This is a genomic window from Nocardiopsis oceanisediminis (assembly GCF_048595525.1).
Taxonomy (GTDB): domain Bacteria; phylum Actinomycetota; class Actinomycetes; order Streptosporangiales; family Streptosporangiaceae; genus Nocardiopsis_A; species Nocardiopsis_A oceanisediminis.
The window spans coordinates 3,264,599-3,287,884 of sequence record NZ_JAFMZJ010000001.1 but is presented as its reverse complement, the minus strand read 5'-3'; the positions used below and the strand labels follow the sequence as shown (position 1 = coordinate 3,287,884).

The following is a 23,286-nucleotide window of genomic DNA, read 5'->3' as shown; positions in this document are numbered from 1 at the left end:
CCGGGCTCCGGCCGGAGAGGCCCGCCCCGGGCCGCTGCAGTGCGGCGACCGCGCGGAGGGGCGGCCACCGGCCGCTGAAGTCCCCCTGCGCCGGAGCGTCCTACGGCCCGTGGCGGATGCACCGTCCCGACCAGCCCGACGGCGGGCGCCCGGAGCACTCCGACGACCGGTCCTCGCTGATCTGGACGGCGGCGGCCGGGGGCACCCTGTACGCCGCCGTCCGGTGGGAGGACGGCTCCCCCGCGAGCTGCGGGACCGGTTCGTGCGCGGCCCGCTCGGGCCGTCCGGCGGCGCCGACCACCGGCCGCCCTCCCCGGGGATGCGGTGCTTCACCGGGGTGCACGGGACCCTCGCCTCCCCGGGCACCCCGCCGGGGGTGATGGTCGGACACACCGGGAAGGGCGCCGCGCCCGTGCCGCACGGCCGGTTCAAACTGGTCATCGGCCCGGTGGCGGAGCCGTGGGGCCGCCGCCGGCGCGGACGGGGCGCGGCGGCAGGCGGGAGGGGCGGCGGATGACCGGGCTGACCAGGGCGGTCGACACCGACTTCGGCGGCGGTGGCCCGCCCCGGGAGCGGGCCTGGTTCGACCGCCTCCGCGACCTGGGGTACGGCGGGTTCATCACCACCGCGCACACCTTCTGGGGCGGGGTCCCGAGGCGCAACGGCCACGCCGCGGCGGCGCTGGAGCGGGCCCTGGAGGCCGGGCTGTGGGTCGGCTGCTACTCCCGGCCGGTGCACCTGTGGGAGCGGGGGGTGCGCGCGCTGCCCGCGGAGATCCGGGCCGAGCTGAGGTTCTTCGTGCTGGACGTGGAGCCCGAACCGGGCGGGCCCTACCCGCTGCGGCGGGAGTACGTGGACGGGGTCCGCTCCCTCGGGCTGCGGCCCGCCGTCTACACCGGGCGCGGCATGTGGGGGGACGTGATGGGCCCCGGCGCCCCGGGCTTCGGCGACGTCGCGCTGCACGAGTTCGCGGGCGACACCGCGGGCTGGCCGGCGTCGATCGGCGAGGAGCCGCGGTTCTCCTTCGGCGGCTGGAACCGGCCGGGCCTGCCCGCGACGGTGCGGTCCGGGTGGCAGGTGCGGATGGCGGACCCGCCGTCGGTGGACGGCACCCCGGTCGACGACAGCGTGTTCACCGAGGAGTTCGTGCACGGCGCCGAGGACGCGTTCGTCTCCGCGTCGCAGGCCGGCGGGTACGCCCGCACCGTCACCGTGCCGACGCCCGACGGGGCGGCGGACGGGCACCGGCTGCTGCTGCACGCCTGCGCCAACGACCGGGACCGGCCGGCCGCGCCGGAGGGGTGGTCCCCGCTCCGCCGCGAGCAGGTCGGCGACGGGGTGGCGGTGTGGCTGTTCGAGCGGGCGGCCGCCGGCGCCCCCGCGGCCCACCGGCTCTCCTTCGACGGGAAGCACTGGCACTTCGCCGCGGTCACCGCCTGGCGCGGCACGGGCCCGGTGGCCGCGCACACCGCCGCCTCCCACTGGGACGCCGCCCGGGTCGCCGCGGCGCCCCCGCCCGGCGCGGCCGCCGGGGTGCGCGTGGTCGCCGGCTTCCACTGGGGCGAGACCCCGAAGTCGCTGCCCGGGGTGCGGACCGTGGTGCACCAGCCGCGCGGCCTGGCGGTCGGCTACCGGATGCCCTCCCCCGGCGGGGAGGCGCCCCCGGTCCGGGTCGCCGCCGGCGCCCCGGGCCACATGGCCGCCGTGGAGGCGGTCCTGCCGATCGCGCGCTGACCCTGCCGCGCCGGCGGGGTGAGCGCGCCCGGCCCGGCCGACGCGGAAAGCGGCCGCCTGGCCGGCGACGGCGGCCGGCCCGCCCTGGGCGGGAGCCCGTTCGGCACCGGCACCGCCCCCGGTGCGGCCTGATCCCGGGGTCCCGCACCGCCCGGGGCCGCGCGGCCCCGGGGCGCCGCCTCCGGTCAGCGCATGACGAACCGCCGCGGCGCGCCCCTCCGGAGGAGGAGGTACCAGGCGGCCGCGGCGCCGGCCCCGAAGCACAGGGCCTGCGCCGCCGTGATGTAGGCGGGCAGGCGGGCGTCCGCGGCCAGAACGGCCGTGGCGATCAGGCCGAGGAGGGCGGAGGCGGGAACGAGCTGCGTCGGCCGCTCCCGCAGGCGTGCGCGGCCGTAGGCGCCGACGGCCGCCGCCACCGCCGCGGACCCGAGCGGGAGCTGCGGAAGCGCCCACCAGGCGAGGCGGCCGGGGGCCCCGGAGAGAAGCTGCTCGTAGGGGGCGGCCGCGGGGACGCCCCAGACGATCGAGGCCGCGCCGGCCGCCCACACCGCGGCGGACGCGGCCAGTGCCAGGACGGTCCTCATCCGGTCTTCCTCCTCCTGCTCGTCCCGTCCGCCCCGCGGCCGGGGCGGGGGCCTCCCGGCGGGAGGCGCCTCACTCGACCTCGACGGCGCTGACGTACACGGCCGCCTCGTCCTGGCCCGGGTAGAGGACCAGGACGTCGCGCTGCACCCGCCCCTCGTCGGGCTCGGTGCCGCGGCACGTCGCGGAGCCGTCGACGGTCTCCTCCTCGGCCCCGTGGGCCTCGCGGTCCTCCTCCGACGGCCCCTCGGGGTCCCGGTAGACGCCCAGGTTCTCGGCGTCGCAGAAGGCCTCAGCCCCGGCCCGGTCGGTGCGGAAGAAGGCCCGGAGGAGCAGGCGGCCGTCGTCGGTGTACTCGGTCTCCGCGCTGAGGTCCTCGGCCGACTCCGGCGGGGCCAGGCCGGTGACCTCGGCGATCACCTGCTCCGGCGGGCCGGACGGGCTCGGCCGGGGCGCCGGCTCGGAGGGGCCGCCCGGGTCGGCGGGGGTCCCCCCTCCGGCGCAGCCGGCCAGCAGCAGCGCGGCGGCCGCCGGGAGGAGGAGCTGCGGCGTCCGCTTCATAGGGTTCCCTCGGTGTGCGTCGGGGAGGTGTTGCCCACGGCCCAGAACTCCTGCGCCAGGCCGGTCCTGTGCATCTCGGACAGGTCGCGCTCGCTGAACGGGGAGTCGATCGGGCCCGCGCCGACCGCCGGGCCCGTCTTGTCCCGGTCCCAGTCGTAGTACTTCTTGACGTGGGTCATCGTGCTCATCTCATAGGTCCACTCCCCGCCCGGCTCGTCGGGCGGGAAGACCGTCACCTCGCCCGTCTCGGAGTGGTTCCAGCTGCCCAGGGTGTTGATCCAGTCCGGGTCGTCGTACACGTACTTCCCGTCGGGACCGTACCCGAAGGCGTTCCACTCGCTGCTGACGGGGAAGGTGAGCGTCCCCTTCGCGCCGCTCTCCTTGGCCCGGTTCACCGCCTCCCGGGCGATGTCCTCGCGGTGCTTCTCGACGGCCTCGCGGAACTCGGGGACGTCCTCCATGATCTCGTCCGCGTCGACCTCGAAGTCGTCGCCGGAGCCGTCGAGGAAGTGCAGCAGGGCCCGGCGCGCGGTCCACAGGCCCTTCAGTGAGCCGCCGTTGGCCCAGATGTAGGCGTCCTGCTCCTTGCTCTCGAGGACGGTCCAGGGCCAGGTGAAGAGCGTCTTGTGCGAGACGTCGTCCACGTCGGCGCTGTCGTGGGCCATGATCGACTTGATGGCGATGGCGTCCTCGGGGTGGTCCGCGCGGGGGTCCGGCCACTGGACGAACGGGGTCCAGCCGGGGTTCGGCTCGCACAGCGGGTCGCAGATCGGCTCCGCGGGCGCGGGAGGCGGCGGCAGATGCCGGGTCTCCAGGTCGTCTCCGGACGGGTTCCCGGGGCCGGCGCAGTCCTCTCCCTGGCCGATGCGGCAGAAGGCCTCTTCGTAGAGCGATCGGGTGCTCCCGGCGACGTCGACGGCGAACACGGCCGCCACCAGTGCGGCGGTGAGCAGGACGACCGCTCCGTACTCGATCTTCCCGGCACCGGCGTCCGGCGGCCGGAGGCGGATGCCTTCTCTACTGCGGGGGGAGGGGGGCACTGTGGGTTCCTAGGGAGGGGGGAGCACCGGGGGGTTCCAGCGCCCTGAGGAGGATATAAGTCCCGGTTTCGCCCGGTCTGGGGTCCTGGGACCCAAATTCTCCGGGCCCTCCCGGCTGGGCCCCGGGGCGCTACCCGCTCAGCAGCGAGCGGACCAACCGGCCGAAGACGATCCGCCCGGCCCGGGCGGTGGGGGCGTCGAGCAGCCGGGGGAGCGGGCCGATCCGGGCGTCCTCCTCCCAGAGGAGCAGGGAGCCGCCGGGGACCGCGCGGACCTCGATCTCGGCCCAGCCGGTGATCGCGGCTCCGCGCTTCTCCAGGCGGCAGCGGCCGGGGCGGCCGCCGGCGGGCGGCTCCCAGCGGACCACCTCCATCGGGTCGTCGAAGCCGAGGGGGCCCAGGCCGGTGCGGGCGCGCAGCAGCGTGCCCGGCCGCGTCGGCCCGGCCGGCTCGACCTCGACCCGGGTGAGCGGGACGTGCTCGCCGTGCCGCCGCCAGTCGGTCACCCGGCGCCAGGCCTCCGCGGCGGACAGCGGAGAGCGGCGCACGACCCGGAAGAGTGCCATGGCCGCATGCTAGACCGGGCCGCGCCGGGCACCGGCGCGGCACCCGCTCAGCCGGCCAGGAAGGCCCCGAGGCGGTCGGCCACCTCCGCGGGGCGCTCCTCCTGGAGGAGGTGGCCGCAGGGCAGGGCCTCCCCTTCGACCGGCCCGTTCGCCACCTCGCGCCAGGTCGCGGGGACGTCGTAGAGCATTCCGACGGTGCCGAGCGCGCCCCACAGCGCCAGCAGCGGCCGCTCCAGGAGCCGGCCGGCCGCGGTGTCGGCCCGGTCGTGCTCCAGGTCGATGCCGGCCGCGGCCCGGTAGTCCTCGCAGACCGCGTGGACCGTGGCCGGGTCCCGGTAGCAGCGCAGGTACTCCTGGACCAGGTCCTCCCGGGGGACCCCCTCGGTGCGGCTCTGCCCGCGCAGGTGCGCGCGGAGGTAGGGCTCGGTGGCGCCGGCGATCATCGCCTCCGGCAGCGGTGCGGGCTGGATCAGGAAGAACCACCAGAAGTACCGGGTCGCGAAGGCGCGGTCGGTCCGGTCGTACATGGCGGAGGTGGGGGCGATGTCGAGCACCGCCAGCCTGTCGACCGCCCCGGGGTGGTCCAGGGCCATGCGGTGCGCGACCCGGCCGCCGCGGTCGTGGCCGACCACGGCGAACCGCTCGTGGCCGAGCTCGCGCATCACCCGCACCTGGTCGCGGGCCATCTCCCGCTTGGCGTAGCGGGCGTGGCCGGGGCCGCCGCCGGGTTTGCCGGAGTCGCCGTAGCCGCGCAGGTCCGCCGCGACGACGGTGTGCCGCTCGGCGAGCACCGGCGCGACCTCCCGCCAGGTCGCGTGCGTCTGGGGGTGCCCGTGCAGGAGCAGCACGGGCGGCCCGTCGCCGCCGGTGGCGACGCGGATGGCGACCCCGTCCTCGCCGGCCGCGTCGGCGGCCTCGAAGCCGGGGATCAGGGTGTCGGGCACCGCGGTCCTCCCGTGCCGCCGGCGGGGGTCAGGGCCGCACCCGCGCCTCGGCGGCGACCGCCTCGGCCACCGCCCGGCCGAGCGAGGCGGTGCCGCCCTTGCCGCCCAGGTCGGGGGTGAGCTCGGCGCGCTCCCCGGCCAGCACCTTCTCGATGGCGCGCAGCACGGCGGCCGCGGCCTCCGGTTCACCCAGGTGGTCGAGCATCATCGAGGCGCTCCAGATCTGGCCGACGGGGTTGGCGACCCCCTGGCCGGCGATGTCCGGCGCGGAGCCGTGCACCGGCTCGAACAGGCTGGGGTGGCGGCGCTCGGGGTTGATGTTGGCGCTGGGCGCGATGCCGATCGTGCCGGCGCAGGCCGGGCCGAGGTCGGAGAGGATGTCGCCGAACAGGTTGCTGGCCACGACCACGTCGAACCGGTCCGGGTTGAGCACGAAGTGCGCGGTGAGGATGTCGATGTGGTACTGGTCGACGGCCACGTCGGGGTACTCGGCGGCCATCCGGGCCACCCGCTCGTCCCAGTAGGGCATGGTCTGGGAGATGCCGTTGCTCTTGGTGGCCGAGGTGAGCCGCCGGCGGTCGCGGGTCCGGGCCAGCTCGAAGGCGTAGCGCAGGATCCGGTCGACGCCGGTGCGGGTCATCACGGTCTCCTGGACGACCGCCTCGCGGTCGGTGTCCTCGAAGATCCGGCCGCCGATGGAGCTGTACTCGCCCTCGGTGTTCTCCCGGACCACGTAGAAGTCGATGTCGCCGGGGCCGCGCCCGGCGAGCGGGCTGGTCACCCCGGGCATGAGGCGGACCGGGCGGACGTTGGCGTACTGGTCGAAGCGGCGGCGGAACTGCAGCAGGCTGCCCCAGAGCGACACGTGGTCGGGGACGGTCTCCGGCCAGCCGACGGCGCCGAGGAGGATCGCGTCGTGGCCGGACAGCTCGTCGAACCAGTCATCGGGGAGCATCCGGCCGTGCTCGGTCCAGTACTCGGCCGAGGCGAAGCCGTACTCGACCAGGTCGAGCCGGAATCCGAAGGCGTCGGCCGCGGTGCGCAGCGCGCGGACGCCCTCGGGGACGACCTCCTTGCCGATTCCGTCCCCCGGGATCACGGCGATCCTGTACGAGCGGGTCATTCGGGCTCTCCTCCCCGGTGCCGGTGCGCTTCCGTCGGACGAAACTACAGCGCAACAAAGCGTGGAAGAATGCCTCCGACCGCAACGCACCCTTGCACCGGACGCAAGGAAGGACCGATGCCGCCCCTTTCCGACCTGGACGACCTGGACTTCTTCGCCGCGGTCGCGCGGGCGCCGAGCCTGACCGCGGCGGCGCGCGAGTGGGGGGTGTCCCTGGCCGCGGTGAGCCGGCGGCTCACCCGGCTGGAGGACCGGCTCGCCACCCAGCTGGTGCGGCGGAGCACCCGGCGGCTGGCGCTGACCGAGGCCGGCGAGCTGTACGCGGCCGGCGCCCGGGGGCTGCTGCAGGACCGGGCCGACCTGGAGGAGCGGGTCAGCCGCTCCTCCGACCGGCTGCAGGGCCCGGTGGCGGTGTACTGCACGCTCGGCCTGGGCCGGCACCACATCGGGCCGCTGCTTCGGGAGTTCGCCGACGCCAACCCGGAGGTGAGCGTGGAGCTGACGCTCTCCGAGCACGCCTTCAACATCGCCGGGTCCGGCTACGACGTCGCGGTGCGCGTCGGCCCGCCGCCCGACGCCCGGCTGCGCCTGCGGCGGCTGCTCCCCAACCGGCGGATCGTCTGCGCCGCCCCGTCCTACCTGGCCGCCCGCGGGGCCCCGCGGACCATCGCCGACCTGGCCGGGCACAACTGCCTGGTGCTGAAGGAGAACGACGCCGACTTCGGGGTCTGGCGGTTCGGCACCGGCCCGGACGACGAGACGGCGGTGCGGGTCGGCGGCGACATGGCCGGCAACGACGGCGAGGTGATCGCCGACTGGTGCCTGGCCGGGCGCGGCCTGATGATGCGCTCGGCCTGGCACGCGCTGCCGCTGGTCCGCCAGGGACGCCTGGTCCGGGTGCTGGAGGACGTGCCGACGCCCCAGGCCGACATCCTCGCGGTCACCGACCCCACCGCCCACCTCCCGCACCGCACCCGGGCCCTGCTGGACCACCTGGCCGAGGGGCTGTCCGCCCGGATCCCCGCCCCCGGCGGCGGGTAGGCGTCCGGCCGGCCGGGCGGTGCGGCCGCCTGTTCCGCGCCGGTGTCCGCTGCCATAATCGGCGGGTCGCCCACCCGACCCCCCGTTCCCGGGTAGAAGGGCAAGACGTGCAACCGCTGCTGCCCAGCGACCCCCCGCGCATCGGCGGGTACCGGCCGGTCTCTCGCCTGGGCGAGGGCGGCATGGGCCGGGTCTACCTCGCCGAGTCCCGGTCCGGGCTCCTGGTCGCGGTCAAGGTGATCCGCCCCGAGTTCGCCGACGAGGAGGGGTTCCGCGCCCGCTTCGCCCGCGAGGCCGACGCCGCGCGCCGGGTCGGCGGACCCCGCGCCGCCCGGGTCGTGGACGCCGACCCCGCGGCCGAGACTCCGTGGATCGCCACCGCCCACGTCCCCGGCCCCACCCTCGCCCGGGCGGTCCGGGACCGCGGCCCCATCGCCCCGCCCGCCCTGCACGCGCTGGCCCTCGGGCTGGCCGAAGGGCTCAAGGCGGTGCACGCCGGCGGCCTGGTCCACCGCGACCTCAAACCGGACAACATCATCCTGGCCGAGGACGGGCCCTGCATCATCGACTTCGGCATCGCCCGGCCGCTGGACGCCGACAGCCTCACCACCCGCGGGGCGGTCTTCGGCACCCTGCCCTACATGTCGCCGGAGCAGACCGACGGCTCCCGGGTGGGCCCGGCCTCCGACGTGTTCTCGCTGAGCACGGTGCTGTCCTACGCCGCCTCCGGCACCGGCCCGTTCACCGGCGCCACCATGGCCGAGACGCTGCGCCGCCTCATCGGCCCGCCGCCCGACCCGGGCGGCACCGACCCCGTCGTCCGCGCACTGATCTCCGAGGGGTGGAACCACGACCCCGGGCGGCGCCCCGTCCCGGACGAGATCATCGCCCGCCTCGCCGGGCTCGACCTCCGGGGCGCGTGGCCGCCGCCGCACGTCCGGGACGCACCCCCGCCCGGACCGCCCGGCGGTCCCCCGGCCGCCGGCGGGGACCCCGCCACCGAGCCCGACGCCACCCTGGCGCGCACCCGGGCCGCCGGACCGGGGCCCGGTCCGGCGGCCCCGGTCCGCCCCCGGCCCGAGGGGCGGCCCCGGAAGTCCCGGAAGAGGGCGGTGGGGGCCGCCGCCTCCGCCGTCGTCCTGGCCGCCGCCGGCGCCCTCGCCGCCGCGCTGTGGCCCCCGCCCGCCCCCGACGCCGTGCTCACCGGGCACCGGGACACGGTGATCGCGCTGGCGTTCAGCCCCGACGGGGAGACGCTCGCCACCGGGAGCCTCGACTCCACCGCCCGGTTGTGGGACACCGGCACCGGCGCGGCGCTCGGCACCCTCACCGGTCACGGGGACTGGGTGGACGGCCTGCGCTTCAGCCCGGACGGCGCCCTGCTCGCCACCGTGGGCGAGGACTTCGACACCCACCTGTGGGAGACCGGCACCGGGGAGGAGGTCGCCGTGCTCTCCGGCGCGGGCGACGTGAACGAGGACCTGGTGTTCAGCGCCGACGGGACCAGGGTCGCCGCCAACTCCAACGGCCCCGCCTCGGTGCAGGTGTGGGACACCGCCACCGGGGAGCGGACCGCCGCCCTGCCGAGGCAGGAGGAGAACGTGTTCACCCTGGCGTTCAGCCCGGACGGCGCCCTGCTCGCCACCGGCGGCTACGACGACGCCGTGCGGCTGTGGGACGCCCGGACCGGGGAGGACAAGGGCGTCCTCGCCGTGTACGAGGAGGCCGTGACCCAGGTGGTGTTCGGCCCCGACGGCACGCTCGCCACCGGGAGCCGGGACGGCGTGGTCCGGCTCTGGGACGTCGCCGCCGAAGAGGAGGTCGCCGCCCTGCCCGGGCATCCGGACGAGGGGGACCGGATCGAGTTCAGCCCGGACGGGGAGACGCTCGCCACCGGCGGCGCCGACGGCTCCGTGCGGCTGTGGGACGCCCGGACCGGGGAGGAGAGGGCCGTCCTCGGCGAGTACGAGGACGGGGTCGGCCAGATGGTGTTCAGCGCCGACGGCGGGACGCTCGCCACCACCGGCGGCGACGGCGCCGAGGGCACCGCGCGGTCGTGGGACGTCGCCACCGGGGAGGAGACCGCCTCCCTCCGGGTCGGCGAGGTGCGGAGCATCGCGGTGAGCCGGGACGGGGGCATGCTCGCCGCCTCCGACTACGACGGCGCCGCGTACCTGTGGGAGATCCCCTGAGCCGGCCGCCGCTCCCCGCTCTCCAGGCCCCGTCGGCACCGTGACCGGGACCGGAGCCCCCGGGCGGCCCGGCCGCGGAGAGCAGGGCGCCGCGCCGGTCCCCGTTCTCCAAACCCTGATCCGCGCCGGAACCGGGGTGGAGCACCCGGGGCGGCTCAGCGGTGGAGGGCGCCGCGCCGGCCGTCCCTCACCCGGTCACCGGGCCCCGGCCCGTCCCGTGCCGGGGCCGGGGCGGAACGCGCGGACGAGGCCGACGGCGATGAGCGCGGCGCCGGCCGCCGCGGCGAGGCACAGGGCGAGGGCGGTGTCGGGGAGCCAGGCCGCCAGCGGGCCCGGGCCCATCCGGGCGGCGGCCGCGGCCAGGGCGGCGCAGGGCACCGCGCCGGGCAGGACGTGCAGGGCGGCCCCGGCGGCGCGGCGCCGCCGGGAGGCGGCCGGGGCCGGGCGGCGCAGCGGCAGGGCCGACCGCACCGCCGCCAGCGCCAGGGCCGCGGCCAGCGCGGTGCAGCCCCACACCGCCGCGTGGTACCCGGCCGCCGAGGGGGCGCCGGCGGGCGCGGACCCGCCGGCCAGGATCCGGGCGGCGCCGAAGCCGGCCTCCATCACCGCGCCGTCCTGGAGGAGCCCGTGCAGGTTCTGCTGGAGGACCAGTGCGGTGCCCTGCTCGGGCAGCAGGAACATCATGGCCGAGTACCCGGGTGAGGCCCCGGTGTGCCAGATGGCGCCGTCCAGCGGCGCGTCCAGGCCGCCGACCCGCCAGCCCAGCCCGTAGCCGGTCCCCTCGCCGGAGGGGGCGAGCTCGCCCTCGGTGCGCATCAGCCGCACGGACTCCGGGGCGAGGACGGCCTCTCCCCCAGCGGTCCTCCCGGAGCGGAGCTGGAAGGCGGCGAAGGCGGCCAGGTCGTCCAGGTCCCCGCCGAGGTAGCCGTAGGCCGCGCCGTCGTCGTCCACCCCGTCGGCGATCGGGGCCGGCACGCCCCACATCGGCTGGTGGCCCGGGGCCAGGCCGCGTTCGGCGGCCGAGGCCCGGTCGGCGATGGCGCCGGGCAGGCCCGCCGGTTCCAGGACGGTCTCCTCGAGGTGGTCGGCGAAGGGGCGGCCGGTGGCCGACTCGACCACTGCGGCCAGGACCAGGTAGTTGGCGCTGGTGTAGGCGTATGCGGTGCCGGGCGGGCCGAGCGGGCGCACGTCGTCCAGGGCGCCGATCCGCTCGGCGGGGCCGGGGCAGTCCGGGCCGAGGCAGTCGGCGACCGCGAAGGTGGCGGAGGCGGGGATGCCCGCGGTCTGGGCGAGCAGGTGGCCGACGGTGACCCGGGAGGCGTGCCCGGGGCCGCCGAACCGGAAGTCCGGCAGGTGGTCGGTGACCGGGTCCTCCAGGCCGAGCCGCCCTTCCTGGGCGAGGACCAGGACGCTGCTCGCGGCGACCGGCTTGGCCACCGACCCCCACAGGAACGGGGTGTCGGCGGTGACGGGTCCGCCCCGGCCGTCGGTCCCCCAGGCCCGGCTGTGGATCGGGCCGTCCGGTCCGACGACGGCGTAGGCGAGCCCGGGGGTGCCGGTGGCCCGCATCCGGTCGCGGACGTAGGCGTCGAGGCCGGCGTAGCGGCCGTCCCCGGTGGAGGCCTCGGCGGGCGGCGCCGCAGGCGGGCCGGAGAGCAGGAAGAGCGGCAGGGCCGCGGCGACGGCGGCGATGCGCCGCAGGCGGGTGCGCATGGGGTCTCCTCGGGTGGTGGCGGAGGGCGGGACGGATAACCGTATGCCCATACGGTTTTTACCGTATGCTGGTACGGTCATCAAGTGCCGAGAATCGCCGATCACGAAGAGCGGCGGCGCCAGATCGCCGCCGCCGTCTGCGGGCTCATCTCCGAACACGGGCTCGACGCCGTCACCGTCGCCCGCACGGCCGCCGCCGCGGGCATGTCGGTGGGGCTGGTGCAGCACTACTTCCGCACCAAGGACGACATGCTGCTGCACGCGTTCAAGGAGGTCAGCGCCGGCATCCGGGGCCGCGCCGAGGAGCGGATCCGGGCCGGCACCGAGCACCGGCGGCCGATCGCGCGGGTCATGGCCGAGGTGATGGCCGAGTTCGTCCCGCTGGACGAGGCGCGGCGCACCGAGTTCCGGGTCTCCCGGGCGTTCGCCGGCCGCGCCCTGGACGCCCCCGCCCTCGCCCTGGTCGACGCGGAGACCGCCGGCCGGATGCGGGAGGACTTCGCCCGCGCCGTGCACAACGGCAAGGAGTGCGGCGAGGTCGAACCGGACCTGGACCCCTGGCCCGCGGCGGTCCGCCTCACCGCCGTCACCGAGGGGCTCGCGGTGCAGGTCTACCGGGACTCCGCAGGCCCCGGCGCGGCCGGCGCCGCCGGCCTCTCCGCCTCGGTCATCGAGGCCGAGCTCGGCGCGGTCTTCACCGGCGAGTGCCACCAGTACACCGGGCGGTCCGAGCCCTGACCTGCGGCGGGGAGAGGGCGGTGACCGGACCGCTCCGGCGCTTCTCCCAGCGGGGCCGGGGCGCCCCGCGGCCTCCGGCGGGAGAGCGCGGAAGGCGCCGCCGCAGAGCACGGCGGAGAGCCTGCGCGGTCCGCGCGGACCCCGCGCTCCGCGCTCCGGGCGCCCGTTGTCGGACCCTCCGGATAGGGATGGCCCCCGCCCCCTGTCGACGGAGACCGAGGAGTCCCATGAACGGCGCCTACTCCCCTGTTCCCGAGTTGAACGCGCTCAGAGAGTTCGAAGACGGCCTCGGAGGCGGGTTCTTCTCACCCGGCTTCGAGCTGTTCGAGTACGGCAAGGACGTGGACTGGTTCTGCGGCGACGCGCCCGACGCCTACCTGGACCGGCTGATCCCGTTCGCGTACGCGACGTCCTCCGGCTCGTACTACGCCCTGTGGCGCCTGGACGACCGCACCGACCTCGCCGCCCTGCCCGTCGTCTTCTTCGGCGACGAGGGCGACCTGCGGATCGAGGCCTGCGGCCTGCGCGAGCTCTTCCGGCTGCTCGGCGCCGAACCGGAGGACCCCGAGGACCGCGCCCGCCTCGCCCCCGCACGCCGGGAGTACCTCGCCTGGCTGGACCGGGCCTTCGGGCTCGCGCCGCTCGGCGGCGCGGACGACGTCGACGGGGCGGCCTTGGAGGAGCACACCCGGCGGTTCGCCGAGTGGGTCGCGGAGTTCGCCTCCGAAGACCTCCTCGACCACGTGCTCGACGCGCTCGGCCTGGAGCCGCCGGCCCCCTGACCCCGGCGCGGCGGGGTCCGGCGCCGGAATCCGGGGCCCGCGGGCCGTAGCCCCGCCGGCGACCGGGTAGTGGTGGAGGAGGCGCCATCCCGGTCGCGGACCGGAACGCCGGCCGGCCTCCGGCCGCCGCGGCGGCCCGTCCCGGAGAAAAATCCGGGAATCCGCGGCCGCCGATGTCGAGAACGCCCGGCCGGCTCCGTCCCAGGGGCACGGGCGGCCGCGGAGGCGCCGCCCGAGGACACCGCCGAAGGAGCGATCACCATGCAGCCGACCGAGATCACCGAGGTCCTGAACCGGCCGCACAGCCGGGAGCTGCTGGCCCGCGACGTGACCCGCCTGGCCTACGTCGCCGCGGACGGCACTCCGCGCTGCGTCCCGATCGCGTTCACCTGGAACGGCTCCGAGATCGTCCTGTGCACCACGGAGAACGCCCCGAAGCTGCGCTCGCTGCGCGAGAACCCGATGGTCGCCCTGACCATCGACACCGAGGTCCACCCGCCCAAGATCCTGCTCATCCGCGGGCGCGCCGAGCTGGACGTCGTCGACGGCATCCCGGACGAGTACCTGCAGATGAACGGCAGCTACGAGATGACGCCCGAGCAGCGGGTGGAGTGGGAGGCCGAGGTCCGCTCGCTCTACGACCGCATGGTGCGGATCGTCATCACCCCGACCTGGGCCAAGCTCATCGACTTCGAAACGACCCTGCCCACCCCGGTCGAAGAGCTGATCCGGCGGCGGGACGAGCGCGAGCGCGCCTGAGGCCGGAACGGCGCCCATCCACTCCGAGGAGAGAACAATGGCCAAATACCTGCTGCTCAAGCACTACCGGGGCGCACCGGCGTCCGTCAACGACATACCGATGGACCGGTGGACCCCGGAGGAGGTCTCGGCCCATGTGCAGTACATGCAGGACTTCGCCGCGCGGCTCGAGGCCTCCGGCGAGTTCGTCGACAGCCAGGCGCTCTCCCCGGAGGGCGTGTTCGTCCGCTCGGACGGCGAGGGCCGCCCGCCGGTCACCGACGGCCCGTTCGCGGAGACGAAGGACCTGATCGCCGGCTGGATGGTGATCGACGTCGAGAGCCACGAGCGCGCGCTCGAACTGGCCGCCGAGCTGTCCGCGGCGCCCGGCGCGGGCGGGGAGCCGGTCCGGGAGTGGCTCGAGGTGCGGCCCTTCCTCACCGCGGCGCCCTCGGTGACCGAGTGAACGAGGCGCTGCTGCGGGAGCTCGTGCCCGCGGTGATCGGCGTCCTCGTCCGGCGCGGGGCCGACTTCGCCTCGGCCGAGGACGCCGTGCAGGAGGCCCTGGTCGGCGCGGTGCGGACCTGGCCGGACGATCCGCCGCGCGACGCGAAGGCCTGGCTCGTCGCGGCCGCCTGGCACAGGTTCCTCGACGCCGCCCGCGCCGAGGCCTCCCGGCGCGGGCGGGAGACCGCCGTGCAGGCCGAGCCGCCGGCCGGCCCGGTGCCGGGCGCGGACGACTCGCTGTGGCTCTACTTCCTGTGCGCGCACCCGTCGCTCTCCCCCGCTTCGGCCGCCGCGCTGACGCTGCGCGCGGTCGGCGGCCTGACGACGCGGCAGATCGCGGCGGCGTACCTGGTGCCCGAAGCGACCATGGCGCAGCGGATCAGCCGGGCCAAGCGGCGCATCGCGGGGCTGCCGCTCGACCGGCCCGGCGACCCGGCGACGGTGCTGCGCGTCCTCTACCTCGTCTTCAACGAGGGCTACGGCGGTGACGTCGATCTGGCGGCCGAGGCGATCCGCCTCACCCGGCAGCTGGCCGGGGCGACCGGCGACCCCGAGGCCGCGGGCCTGCTGGCGCTCATGCTGCTGCACCACGCCCGCCGCGCGTCCCGCACCGGCCCGGGCGGCCGCCTGGTGCCGCTCGGCGAGCAGGACCGGTCCCGCTGGGACACCGCCCTCATCTCCGAAGGGGTGGCGGTGCTGCAGGCGGCGCTGGCCCGCGACCGGCTGGGCGAATACCAGGCGCAGGCCGCGATCGCCGCGCTGCACGCGGACGCCCCGAGCGCCGCCGAGACCGACTGGGCGCAGATCGCGGAGTGGTACGACGAGCTGCTGCGCCTCACCGGCAGCCCGGTGGTGCGGCTCAACCGCGCGGTCGCGGTCGGCGAGGCCGACGGGCCGCAGGCCGGCCTGGCGGCGCTGGAGGGGGTGGATCCCGGCCTGCCCCGCTATGCCGCGGTCCGCGCCCGCCTCCTGGAGCGCGCCGGCGACCTGGAGCGGGCCGCCGAGCTGTACGCCGAGGCGTCCCGCGCGGCCGCCAGCGTGCCGGAGCGCGACCACCTCATCCGCGAGGCGGCGCGGGTGAGGCGGTCGCCGCACCGGTGAGCACCGGGGTCCCGGCCTCCCGCGCGGCGGCCCGCCGGGAGGAGGCCGGCCGCGCCGGGCGGATGCTCCGCGGAACACGGCCCACCGGTTCTGCGGCGGCGGGCGGCGCCTCTCCGGCCGGGCCCGCCGGCGGGTCCGGCCGCGCTGGTACGGTGCCGCGATGGCCGGATACATGATCCGCACGGCCGACGGCGATGACTGGCCGGTCGTGCACCGCAGGGATTTCGAGGCGGTCCTCCGGCCCCGCTCACGGGAGTGCGGGGCCGCCGAGGCGGAGGGCGACCACGCGTTCCGCACGGGCGGCGCGGTGGTCTCCGCGTCGTGGGAGCTCGCCGACGTCTGGTCCGTGCACGTCGAGGGCGCGGCGACGCCGGAGGAGGCCGATTCGATCGTCGCGGAGATGGCCCGCCAGCTCGGCGAAGCGGCGGGGGAGACCGCCGAATACCACCGGCTGATCGGCGACTGAGCCTTCCGCCGCCCGGCCGTCCCGCCCGAGGGGGAGGGCCCGCGCGGCGAGGTCTGCGCCCTGGACGTCGCCGGCGGCGCCGACGGCGTCATCGCCTGCCGGGCGGCCGTGCCCCGCGGCGTCCTCCGCGCCGCGGCCGCCGCGATCCGGCCGCCGTCCACCGGGGACCGGGTGCCCTGCGGCCGGGCTGCCCGGCACCGGGTACTGCACCGCGCGCGACTGCGCCGGCCTCCAGGCCTGCGCCGCGGAGCGGTAGGCGGCCCTGCTCCCCGAGATCGACCGGCCGGGCGCCGCTGCCCCGCCCGAGCAGGCCGGGGCGCCCAGGCCGCCCGGACCGCCGCCGGAGGCCGGCCGCCCGCGGCCGCGCCAGGGGCGGCCGCGGGCTCACCGCCTTCCGCAGCACCGAGGTCGCCTGGTGTGAGCGGCGGCGGAGGCGGCCCCCTCCGTCAGCGGCCGACGGTGTAGACGGACTGGGTGCAGCCGGCGCCGAGCATCCTCGTCGAGACGTGGGTGAGCTCGACGTCGGCCTCCAGCGGCCCGAAGAGCGGGATCCCGGTGCCGATGAGGACGGGGACCCGGGTGATCGTGACGTCCTCGACGAGGCCGGCCCGCAGGAACGCCTGGACCACCTGCCCGCCGTCGGCGTAGACGCGCTCGGTGCCGCGCGCGGCGAGGTCGGCCACCAGACCGTCGAGGTCGCGGTGGACGCCGACCCGCTCGTCGGCGTCCTCGGCCATGCGGGTGCTCAGCACCGCGACCCGCTTGCCCGCATAGGGCCAGGCCTCCGGGCCGAACCCGACGAGGGTCTCGTAGGTGGCGCGGCCCATGACCACGGTGTCGACGCGGGCCATGAACTCCTCGTAGCCGGCCTCCCCGGCGTCGTGGGCGGTGAGCCAGTCGAGGTCGCCGCCGGGGCGGGCGATGAACCCGTCGAGGCTGGTGGCGATGTAGACGGATGCGGTGAAGGGGCGCTCGGACGCCATGGGTCTCCCTACCTCGTTCTCAAGAGTCCGCTCCCGGCCGCCCGCAGGGCCGGAAGGACCCGGGGGCGCCGGGTGCGGCGGTCACGGGCCCGCCGCCCGGGCGGCCGGGAAGGATCGGCCGGCCGGCGCTCCGCGGGGCCCCGGCCGCCGACCGGGACGGGCGGGCGGGTCCTTCCGGTTCCGGCGGGCGGCGGGGTGTCGTACAGGTCAGGTGCGGTGGGGCCGCAGGACGCGGTCGAGTTCGGCGCGGAGCGGGCCGCCGCCCCCGCCGCCCTCGACCGCCCACAGCAGCAGGGCCCCGTTGTAGGCGACCTGAACGGTGCGGGCGAGGTCCTCGGCGTCGGTTCCGGGGGCGAGTTCGCCGGCCGCCGCGGCGTCGCCGAGCAGCGCGGCGAGCTCCGCGCGCATCCGGCCCGCCTGCGCGGCGGCGCAGGCGCGGAACTCCGGGTCGGTGAGGTCCAGCTGCAGGAAGCCGAGGTTGCCCGCCATCTCCTCAGGGGTGCGGACCCCCGAGGCCAGGTCCGCCGCCGCGGCGTGCAGCGCGGTCACCGGCGGCCGGCCGTGTGCGCCGGGCCACCCCCGCCGTGTACGGAATCGATCACTGACCGGCCCTCCCGGGCCCCAGCATGGCGGCACGATCCCACACCGACCACAGGAGCACCCATGGCACGCGACTCCTCCGGGAAGTTCTCCTCCTGGCCGACCGACTTCGCGCTGATCGTCATCGGCCTGCTGCTGATCGTGGCCTGCGAGCACATCGGCTGAGCGGCGGCGGGCGCCCCTCCCCCGCCTCTCCCCGATGATCTTGACGCTGCGGGGGTGTCAGGACGCTCTGACACCCCCGCAACGTCAAGATCATCGCCCTGGGGCGGGTTCCCGGTCTAGGCCCGGTGGCCGCGGAGCCGGTCGGCGACCCAGCCGGGGCCGATCTCGCCGTCGCCGCGGCCCAGGGCCACGTACAGGTCCTCCAGGTCGATGTGGCCGGCCGCACGGGCGACGCCGGTCATCTCCCCGGACGCCTCGGCGTCGATCAGCGGGCCGCGCCCGATGATCCCGGCCAGCAGGGAGCGGCCGGCCTCCTCGTCCTCCTCGCGCCGGCGCTCCCGGTGCCAGGTGGTGACGCCCATCCGCGCCTCGCCGGTCTTGGCCGACTCCAGCCACGCCTCGTCCGGGCCGGGGAAGGCCTTGGTGATGACCTGCACGGTGTCGCCGTCGCGCAGCGCGTGCGAGGGCGGCACGAACCGCCCGGCGATCATCGCCGCCGAGAACCGGTTGCCCACCTCGGGCCCCAGGGCGTAGGCCGCGTCGACCGGGGTGGAGTGCTCGGGCAGGGTGAGCACCCGGCCGTCGGTGGTCACCACGGTGATGCTGCCGACCAGGTCGGTGCGCATGCCGCGGAGCAGCTCCTGGGCGTCGGCCTGGTCCTGCCAGCCGAGCAGCCGGGTCAGCCAGTCGGGGTCGTTGGTGCGCTCCCGGGTCAGCCGGCCGTCCCGCCCGGTCCACCGGCGGATCTCGGCCACGATGCCCAGGTCCGATACCAGCTGGGAGTGGGTGTCGCAGATGATGACCTGCATCGGCCCGGACCCGGTGTGCACGCTGGTGTGCAGCGCCTTGTACAGGTTGAACTTCGGGACGGCGATGAAGTCGCGGAACCTGCTGCGCTGGGGCTGCCAGCGCCGGTGCACCGCCCCCAGCGCGAGGTAGGCGTCGGACTCCTGGCGGACCACGACCAGGAAGCGCACGGTGTCCAGCGGGGCGATCCGCTCGCCGAACCCGGAGGTGTGCACCGAGTACAGGTGGCGGTCGCGCACCTCCACGTCGGCGCGGACCCGGAACTCCGACAGCGCGTCGCGCAGGTTGCGGCGGACCGTGTGCACCCCGCCCAGTTCCTCGCCCTCGTAGCGGACCTTCTCCACCCGGGCCCTGGCGGCCTCGTGCGCCTCCGGCTCCAGGTAGGCGAAGCACAGGTCCTCCAGCTCCCGCTTGATCCGGTAGACGCCCAGCCGCTCGGCCAGCGGGATGAGCAGGTGCCGGGTCTCCTCGGAGATGCGGATCCGCTTGTGCGGGGGCTGGAACTGCAGGGTGCGCAGGTTGTGCAGCCGGTCGGCGAGCTTGATCAGCAGGACCCGCAGGTCCTCGCGGGCGCCCAGGACCATCTTGCGGATGGTCTCGCCCTTGGCGGCCTCGCCGTACTCGACCTTGTCCACCTTGGTCACCCCGTCGACCATGACCGCCACCTCGGGGCCGAACTCCGCGCCCAGGTGGGGGAGGCTGAACGGGGTGTCCTCCACGGTGTCGTGCAGCAGCGCGGCGACCAGGGTGGCGGTGTCCAGGCCCATTTCGGCCAGGATCATCGCCACCGCCAGCGGGTGGGTGATGTAGGGCTCGCCGCTCTTGCGCCGCTGCTCGCGGTGGAGGTACTCGGCCACCGAGTAGGCGCGTCCGAGCAGCGCCGCATCGGCCCGGGGGTACCAGCGCAGGTGCTCGGCCACCAGCCGTCGGGCCCCGGGGTCGGCGGGGCCGCGGGCCGCGAACGCGGCGTTGAGCCCGCGCCACCACTCCGACGACGCGGTCAGATCGGTGCTCGCCATGGGCCGATGCTACTCCCGGCCCCCGACCCGGGTGGGGCCGATCCCGTAGGACAGGCCCCGGCCGCCCCGGCCGAAGGGCCGCCCGTTCTCCACGACACGCCCCCTGACCGGTGCTTTCGCGCCCGCGGAGCACCATCATGGGCGCATGGCCGCCGACTCCACCGCACCTCCGTGGCGGGGCATCGCCCGCCACCCGGACCGCCGCTCCGAGGTCGGGCCGGTCGAGCTCTTCTTCGACCTGGTCTACGTCTTCGCCGTCATCCAGCTCTCGCACCTGCTCATCGACCACCTCAGCTGGCAGGGATTCGCGCAGACCGCGATCGTCTTCGCCGCCGTGTGGTGGGGGTGGAACTACACCGCCTGGGCGATGAACTGGCTGAACCCGTCCAACACCCTGGTCCAGCTGCTCAACGCGGTGCTGATGCTGGCCTCGCTGGGCATGGCGGTGGCCATCCCCTACGCCTTCGGCGACTCCGGACTGCTCTTCGCCGGGTGCTTCGTGTTCATGGGGGTGGTGCGGCCGCTCTTCATGATCGCCGCCTTCCGGGGCCGGACGACGGCCGCGAACTACACCGCGCTGCTGGCCTGGTCGGCGCTGGCCGGGGTGCTCTGGATCGCCGGCGCGCTGCTGCCGCCGGAGGTGCGGCCGTGGGTGTGGCTGGCGGCGGTGGCCGTCGACTACGCGGCGCCGCTGCTGAACTTCCGGATCCCGGGGCTGGTCAGCGCGCCGATGGAGCGCTGGGACACCGACCCCGGCCACCTCGCCGAGCGAAACCGGCTGGTCTTCATCATCGCCCTGGGCGAGTCGATCCTGCTGATGGGCGGCGCCCTGGCCGAGGAGGGGGCGGCCGGCGCCGGGGTGCTGCTCGCCCTGGTGCTGGGGTTCGCGGCGCTGACCGTGCTGTGGTGGAACTACTTCGCGCTGGCCGGCCACGACGTCACCGGGGGCGAGGGCGGGACGGGGGCGCTGCGGTTCGCGTTCGCCTACGCCCACGCCCTGATGGTCTTCGGCGCGATCCTGGTCGCGGTCTCCATGGAGCTGCGCCTCACCCACGACCACCTCACGCCGGCGGTCGTGCTGGTGACGGTCGGCGGCCCGCTCGTCTACCTGGCGGGCAACCTGCTGTTCCTGCGCTCCCGGTTCGGCCGGATCGCCCGCTCCCGGCTGGTCGCCGCCGCGCTGCTCGCCGCGATCGGCGCGGCGGCGCTGCTCTGGCCCGGCCCGCTGCCGGTGGCCGCCGCCACCCTGCCGGTGCTGCTGGTGATGGCGTCGCTGGCGGTCCTCACCGCACGCTCCCGGGCGGCCGGCGGCGGCCCGGCGGGCGCCCCGGCCCGCAGCTGAGCGGACCGCCCCGCCGGGGCGGGGCCGGCCCGGCCCCGCCCGATCCGGCCCCCGTTCCGGCCCCGCCCGGGTTCAGCCCTGCCCGGGCGGCCCGTCCCAGCGGGCCACCCCGCCCAGGCCGGAGACCTGCTCGGAGGTGTAGTGCGGCTGGTCGGCGCGCGGGCGCCAGTCGGCCAGGTGCACCACGCCGGGCGGCACCGGTGCGACGTCGGCGAAGAGCCCCTTGATCTCCTCCTGGGTGCGGACCCGCAGGTTCCCGCTGGTGGAGCGGTAGGCCTTGCTCGCGTAGCCGGCCCGCTCCGGGTGGGTGTCCGACTCGGCGTGGGTGATCGCCAGGTGCGACCCGGGCGCGAGGAAGCCCAGGTGGCGGCGGAGCAGCGCGCGCGGTTCCTTGTCGTCGGTGACGAAGTGCAGGACGGCGAGCATCAGCAGCCCCACCGGGCGGTCCAGGTCGATCCGGGAGACCAGGTCCGGGTGGGTGTAGATCGCCTCGGGGTCCAGCATGTCGGCCTGGACCACGCCGGTCAGCTCGGGGTCGTCGGCCAGCAGCGCCTCGGCGTGCACCCGCACCGCGGGGTCGTGGTCGACGTAGACGACCCGGGCGCGCGGGTGGCGGCGGCGGGCCACCTCGTGCACCGGGTCCTGGGTGGGCAGGCCCGACCCGATGTCCACGAACTGGTCGATGCCCTGTTCGCAGAGGTACTCCACGGCCCGGACCAGGAACATCCGGTTGGCCACGGCGCTCTGCCGGGTCTCCGGCAGGGCCTGCATGATCCGGTCGCCCATCTCCCGGTCGACCGCGTAGTTGTTCTTGCCGCCCAGGTAGTAGTCGTAGAGCCGGGCGGGGCTGGGCACGGTGGTGTCGATGCCGTCGGGGGCGCCCGGCTGCGGCGGGGGCGTCTGGGTCATGGCGGGCCCGTTTCCGTGTGGGGGGCGGTCCGGGGCGGTGCGCCCCGGATCACCGCCACTGTAGGGGGAGCGGGCGCCCGGCGCACCGGCCGCGGCGCCCCCGGGTCACCGCACCCGCCCGCGCGCCCGCTTCGCCTCCCGGTCGAGGGCCCAGGCGTCGGCGACCGGGCCGAGGTGGCCGAGCTTGTCGGGGTTGTTCACCCCGCGGACGGTCTGGATCCGCCCACCGAGCACGTCGAGGACGACGACGTGGAGCACCCTGCCGTCCCGGTCCCGGAAGAGCGCGCCGGGCTGGCCGTTGATCTCGCGCTCCTCGACGGCGATCCCCATCCCGAGCACCCGGGGGAAGAACCCGCCCAGCACCCGGGCCACCTTCTCCGCGCCCACCACGGTCCTGGGCAGCTGCGGGGCCTTGCCGCCGCTGTCCCCGACCAGCCGCACGTCGGCGGCGAGCAGGTCCTGCAGCCCGTCCACGTCGCCGTCCTGCAGGGCGCCGAAGAACCGGGCCGCCAGCTCCCGCTGGTCCCGGCGGTCCGCCTCGAACCGGGGCCGCCCGGCCTCCATGTGCCGCCGCGCCCGCACCAGCAGCTGCCGGCAGGCCGCCTCCGAGCGCCCCACCGCCTCGGCGACCTCGCCGTAGCCGAAGCCGAACACCTCCCGCAGCAGGAAGACCGCCCGCTCCAGCGGGCTGAGCCGCTCCAGCAGCAGCAGCGCCGCCATCGACACCGAGTCGGCCAGCTCCGCCGAGCGCGCCGGGTCCTGGTAGGGGTCGCTCAGCAGCGGCTCGGGGAACCACGGGCCGACGTACTCCTCCCGCCGCACCCGCGCGGAGCGCAGCACGTCGATCGAGATCCGGGTCACCGCGGCCGACAGGAAGGCCTTGACGGAGTCGGGCCGGGTCCGCGACCGGTCGAAGCGCAGCCATGTCTCCTGCACGGCGTCCTCCGCCTCGGCGACGCTGCCCAGGATCCGGTAGGCGATGGAGAACAGCAGCGGCCGCAGCTCCTCGAACTCCTCGACCTTGTCCATTCCGCTCCCCTTTCCCGGGACGTGCTCCAGGCCGTTCCTACCCGGCGGGCCCGGGGCCGCAGCGCCGGCCCCGGGCCCGCCGGACGCACCGCTCAGTGCTGGAACCGCCCGACCTCGTAGGAGCCGGCCGGCTGCCGGGTGATGACGTTCAGCCGGTTCGCCGTGTTCATGAAGGCCACCAGGGACACCAGGGAGATGAGCTCCTCCTCGGCGTAGTGCTTCGCCGCACGCTCCCACACCTCGTCGCTCACCCCGCCGGCCGCGTCCGCGATCCGGGTGCCCTCCTCGGCCAGCTCCAGCGCTGCCCGCTCGGCCTCGGTGAAGACGGTCGCCTCCCGCCAGGTGGCGACCAGGTTCAGCCGGACGGCGCTCTCGCCGGCCGCGGCGGCCTCCTTGGTGTGCATCTCGACGCAGACGGCGCAGGCGTTGATCTGGCTGACCCGCAGCGCCACCAGCTCCTGCACCGCGGCGGGCAGCGGCGATTCCTTGATCTCCCTGCCCGCCGCCACGAAGTGCTTGGCGATCCGGCCCGCGGTCGGGGTGGCGAAGTAGTCGAGTCGCGCTTCCATGGTCGCTCCTTGCTCGTCGTCGGTTGCCTTCACCCC

The 23,286-nt window shown here is 76.2% G+C and carries 24 protein-coding genes; 11 read left to right on the top strand and 13 right to left on the bottom strand.

Annotated elements, in window-relative coordinates; translation table 11 throughout:
* Positions 1 to 223: 223 nt before the first annotated feature.
* Entirely contained in the window at positions 224 to 517 is a 294-nt protein-coding gene (locus J0910_RS14445) for a hypothetical protein (protein WP_420159023.1), read from the top strand.
* Positions 514 to 1,734: a glycoside hydrolase family 25 domain-containing protein gene (locus tag J0910_RS14440; RefSeq protein WP_420159022.1), complete on the top strand. Its 1,221-nt coding sequence runs from the start codon at positions 514 to 516 to the stop codon at positions 1,732 to 1,734. The genes J0910_RS14445 and J0910_RS14440 overlap by 4 nt, the downstream gene beginning before the upstream one ends.
* Positions 1,735 to 1,919: 185 nt before the next feature.
* On the opposite strand, the gene J0910_RS14435 is transcribed toward J0910_RS14440, so the two are convergent.
* From J0910_RS14435 to J0910_RS14410, 6 genes are all read right to left on the bottom strand, one after another.
* Positions 1,920 to 2,318, bottom strand: coding sequence for a hypothetical protein (locus J0910_RS14435; protein ID WP_420159021.1), 399 nt, complete (start codon positions 2,316 to 2,318; stop codon positions 1,920 to 1,922).
* Between the two features lie 70 nt (positions 2,319 to 2,388).
* Entirely contained in the window at positions 2,389 to 2,877 is a 489-nt protein-coding gene (locus tag J0910_RS14430) for a hypothetical protein (RefSeq protein WP_420159020.1), read from the bottom strand.
* The gene (locus J0910_RS14425; RefSeq protein ID WP_420159019.1) at positions 2,874 to 3,917 is read right to left on the bottom strand and encodes a hypothetical protein; all 1,044 of its coding nucleotides are present in this window, start codon (positions 3,915 to 3,917) and stop codon (positions 2,874 to 2,876) included. Before J0910_RS14425 ends, J0910_RS14430 begins: the two co-directional genes overlap by 4 nt.
* A 130-nt stretch (positions 3,918 to 4,047) precedes the next feature.
* Positions 4,048 to 4,482: an SRPBCC family protein gene (locus J0910_RS14420; RefSeq protein ID WP_420159018.1), complete on the bottom strand. Its 435-nt coding sequence runs from the start codon at positions 4,480 to 4,482 to the stop codon at positions 4,048 to 4,050.
* Between the two features lie 47 nt (positions 4,483 to 4,529).
* The gene (locus J0910_RS14415; protein WP_420159017.1) at positions 4,530 to 5,426 is read right to left on the bottom strand and encodes an alpha/beta fold hydrolase; all 897 of its coding nucleotides are present in this window, start codon (positions 5,424 to 5,426) and stop codon (positions 4,530 to 4,532) included.
* 28 nt (positions 5,427 to 5,454) lie between these two features.
* Positions 5,455 to 6,549, bottom strand: a complete 1,095-nt coding sequence (locus J0910_RS14410) for a tartrate dehydrogenase (RefSeq protein ID WP_420159016.1) — start codon at positions 6,547 to 6,549, stop codon at positions 5,455 to 5,457.
* 117 nt (positions 6,550 to 6,666) lie between these two features.
* Here J0910_RS14410 and J0910_RS14405 point away from each other — a divergent pair, with 117 nt between their 5' ends.
* Together J0910_RS14405 and J0910_RS14400 are read left to right on the top strand one after the other, a co-directional pair.
* Positions 6,667 to 7,590 carry a LysR substrate-binding domain-containing protein gene (locus tag J0910_RS14405; RefSeq protein WP_420159015.1) on the top strand — a complete coding sequence of 308 codons (924 nt, stop codon included), beginning with the start codon at positions 6,667 to 6,669 and terminating at the stop codon, positions 7,588 to 7,590.
* A gap of 107 nt (positions 7,591 to 7,697) precedes the next feature.
* Positions 7,698 to 9,782 carry a WD40 repeat domain-containing serine/threonine protein kinase gene (locus J0910_RS14400; protein WP_420159014.1) on the top strand — a complete coding sequence of 695 codons (2,085 nt, stop codon included), beginning with the start codon at positions 7,698 to 7,700 and terminating at the stop codon, positions 9,780 to 9,782.
* Positions 9,783 to 9,977: 195 nt separating this feature from the next.
* Here the strand turns inward: J0910_RS14400 and J0910_RS14395 are convergent, their stop codons facing one another.
* Complete coding sequence (locus J0910_RS14395) at positions 9,978 to 11,495, bottom strand: serine hydrolase domain-containing protein (RefSeq protein WP_420159013.1); 1,518 nt, start codon at positions 11,493 to 11,495, stop codon at positions 9,978 to 9,980.
* Positions 11,496 to 11,579: 84 nt separating this feature from the next.
* Here J0910_RS14395 and J0910_RS14390 point away from each other — a divergent pair, with 84 nt between their 5' ends.
* From J0910_RS14390 to J0910_RS14365, 6 genes are all read left to right on the top strand, one after another.
* Positions 11,580 to 12,233: a TetR/AcrR family transcriptional regulator gene (locus J0910_RS14390; protein WP_420159012.1), complete on the top strand. Its 654-nt coding sequence runs from the start codon at positions 11,580 to 11,582 to the stop codon at positions 12,231 to 12,233.
* Between the two features lie 227 nt (positions 12,234 to 12,460).
* Positions 12,461 to 13,015, top strand: coding sequence for an MCP four helix bundle domain-containing protein (locus J0910_RS14385; RefSeq protein WP_420159011.1), 555 nt, complete (start codon positions 12,461 to 12,463; stop codon positions 13,013 to 13,015).
* Positions 13,016 to 13,276: 261 nt separating this feature from the next.
* Positions 13,277 to 13,774 (top strand): pyridoxamine 5'-phosphate oxidase family protein, encoded by a 498-nt coding sequence (locus J0910_RS14380; RefSeq protein ID WP_420159010.1) that lies wholly within the window; start codon positions 13,277 to 13,279, stop codon positions 13,772 to 13,774.
* Between the two features lie 37 nt (positions 13,775 to 13,811).
* Complete coding sequence (locus J0910_RS14375; protein ID WP_420159009.1) at positions 13,812 to 14,219, top strand: YciI family protein; 408 nt, start codon at positions 13,812 to 13,814, stop codon at positions 14,217 to 14,219.
* Entirely contained in the window at positions 14,216 to 15,361 is a 1,146-nt protein-coding gene (locus J0910_RS14370) for an RNA polymerase sigma factor (RefSeq protein WP_420159008.1), read from the top strand. The genes J0910_RS14375 and J0910_RS14370 overlap by 4 nt, the downstream gene beginning before the upstream one ends.
* A 160-nt stretch (positions 15,362 to 15,521) precedes the next feature.
* A complete protein-coding gene (locus J0910_RS14365; RefSeq protein ID WP_420159007.1) occupies positions 15,522 to 15,827 on the top strand; it encodes a hypothetical protein in 306 nt (101 codons plus the stop codon).
* Positions 15,828 to 16,273: 446 nt separating this feature from the next.
* On the opposite strand, the gene J0910_RS14360 is transcribed toward J0910_RS14365, so the two are convergent.
* From J0910_RS14360 to J0910_RS14350, 3 genes are all read right to left on the bottom strand, one after another.
* A complete protein-coding gene (locus J0910_RS14360) occupies positions 16,274 to 16,810 on the bottom strand; it encodes a dihydrofolate reductase family protein (RefSeq protein ID WP_420159006.1) in 537 nt (178 codons plus the stop codon).
* 207 nt (positions 16,811 to 17,017) lie between these two features.
* Positions 17,018 to 17,359, bottom strand: a complete 342-nt coding sequence (locus J0910_RS14355; protein WP_420159005.1) for a TetR family transcriptional regulator C-terminal domain-containing protein — start codon at positions 17,357 to 17,359, stop codon at positions 17,018 to 17,020.
* A gap of 332 nt (positions 17,360 to 17,691) precedes the next feature.
* A complete protein-coding gene (locus J0910_RS14350; protein ID WP_420159004.1) occupies positions 17,692 to 19,401 on the bottom strand; it encodes a RelA/SpoT family protein in 1,710 nt (569 codons plus the stop codon).
* A gap of 145 nt (positions 19,402 to 19,546) precedes the next feature.
* Between J0910_RS14350 and J0910_RS14345 the strand changes: the two genes are divergently transcribed.
* Positions 19,547 to 20,743: a low temperature requirement protein A gene (locus J0910_RS14345; RefSeq protein WP_420159003.1), complete on the top strand. Its 1,197-nt coding sequence runs from the start codon at positions 19,547 to 19,549 to the stop codon at positions 20,741 to 20,743.
* A 72-nt stretch (positions 20,744 to 20,815) separates the two neighbouring features.
* Here J0910_RS14345 and J0910_RS14340 read toward each other — a convergent pair whose 3' ends face one another.
* The 3 genes from J0910_RS14340 to J0910_RS14330 form a co-directional block, all read right to left on the bottom strand.
* Positions 20,816 to 21,652: an SAM-dependent methyltransferase gene (locus J0910_RS14340; RefSeq protein WP_420159002.1), complete on the bottom strand. Its 837-nt coding sequence runs from the start codon at positions 21,650 to 21,652 to the stop codon at positions 20,816 to 20,818.
* Positions 21,653 to 21,757: 105 nt separating this feature from the next.
* Entirely contained in the window at positions 21,758 to 22,681 is a 924-nt protein-coding gene (locus J0910_RS14335; RefSeq protein ID WP_420159001.1) for an RNA polymerase sigma-70 factor, read from the bottom strand.
* 92 nt (positions 22,682 to 22,773) lie between these two features.
* A complete protein-coding gene (locus J0910_RS14330) occupies positions 22,774 to 23,250 on the bottom strand; it encodes a carboxymuconolactone decarboxylase family protein (protein WP_420159000.1) in 477 nt (158 codons plus the stop codon).
* Between the last annotated feature and the right edge of the window lie 36 nt (positions 23,251 to 23,286).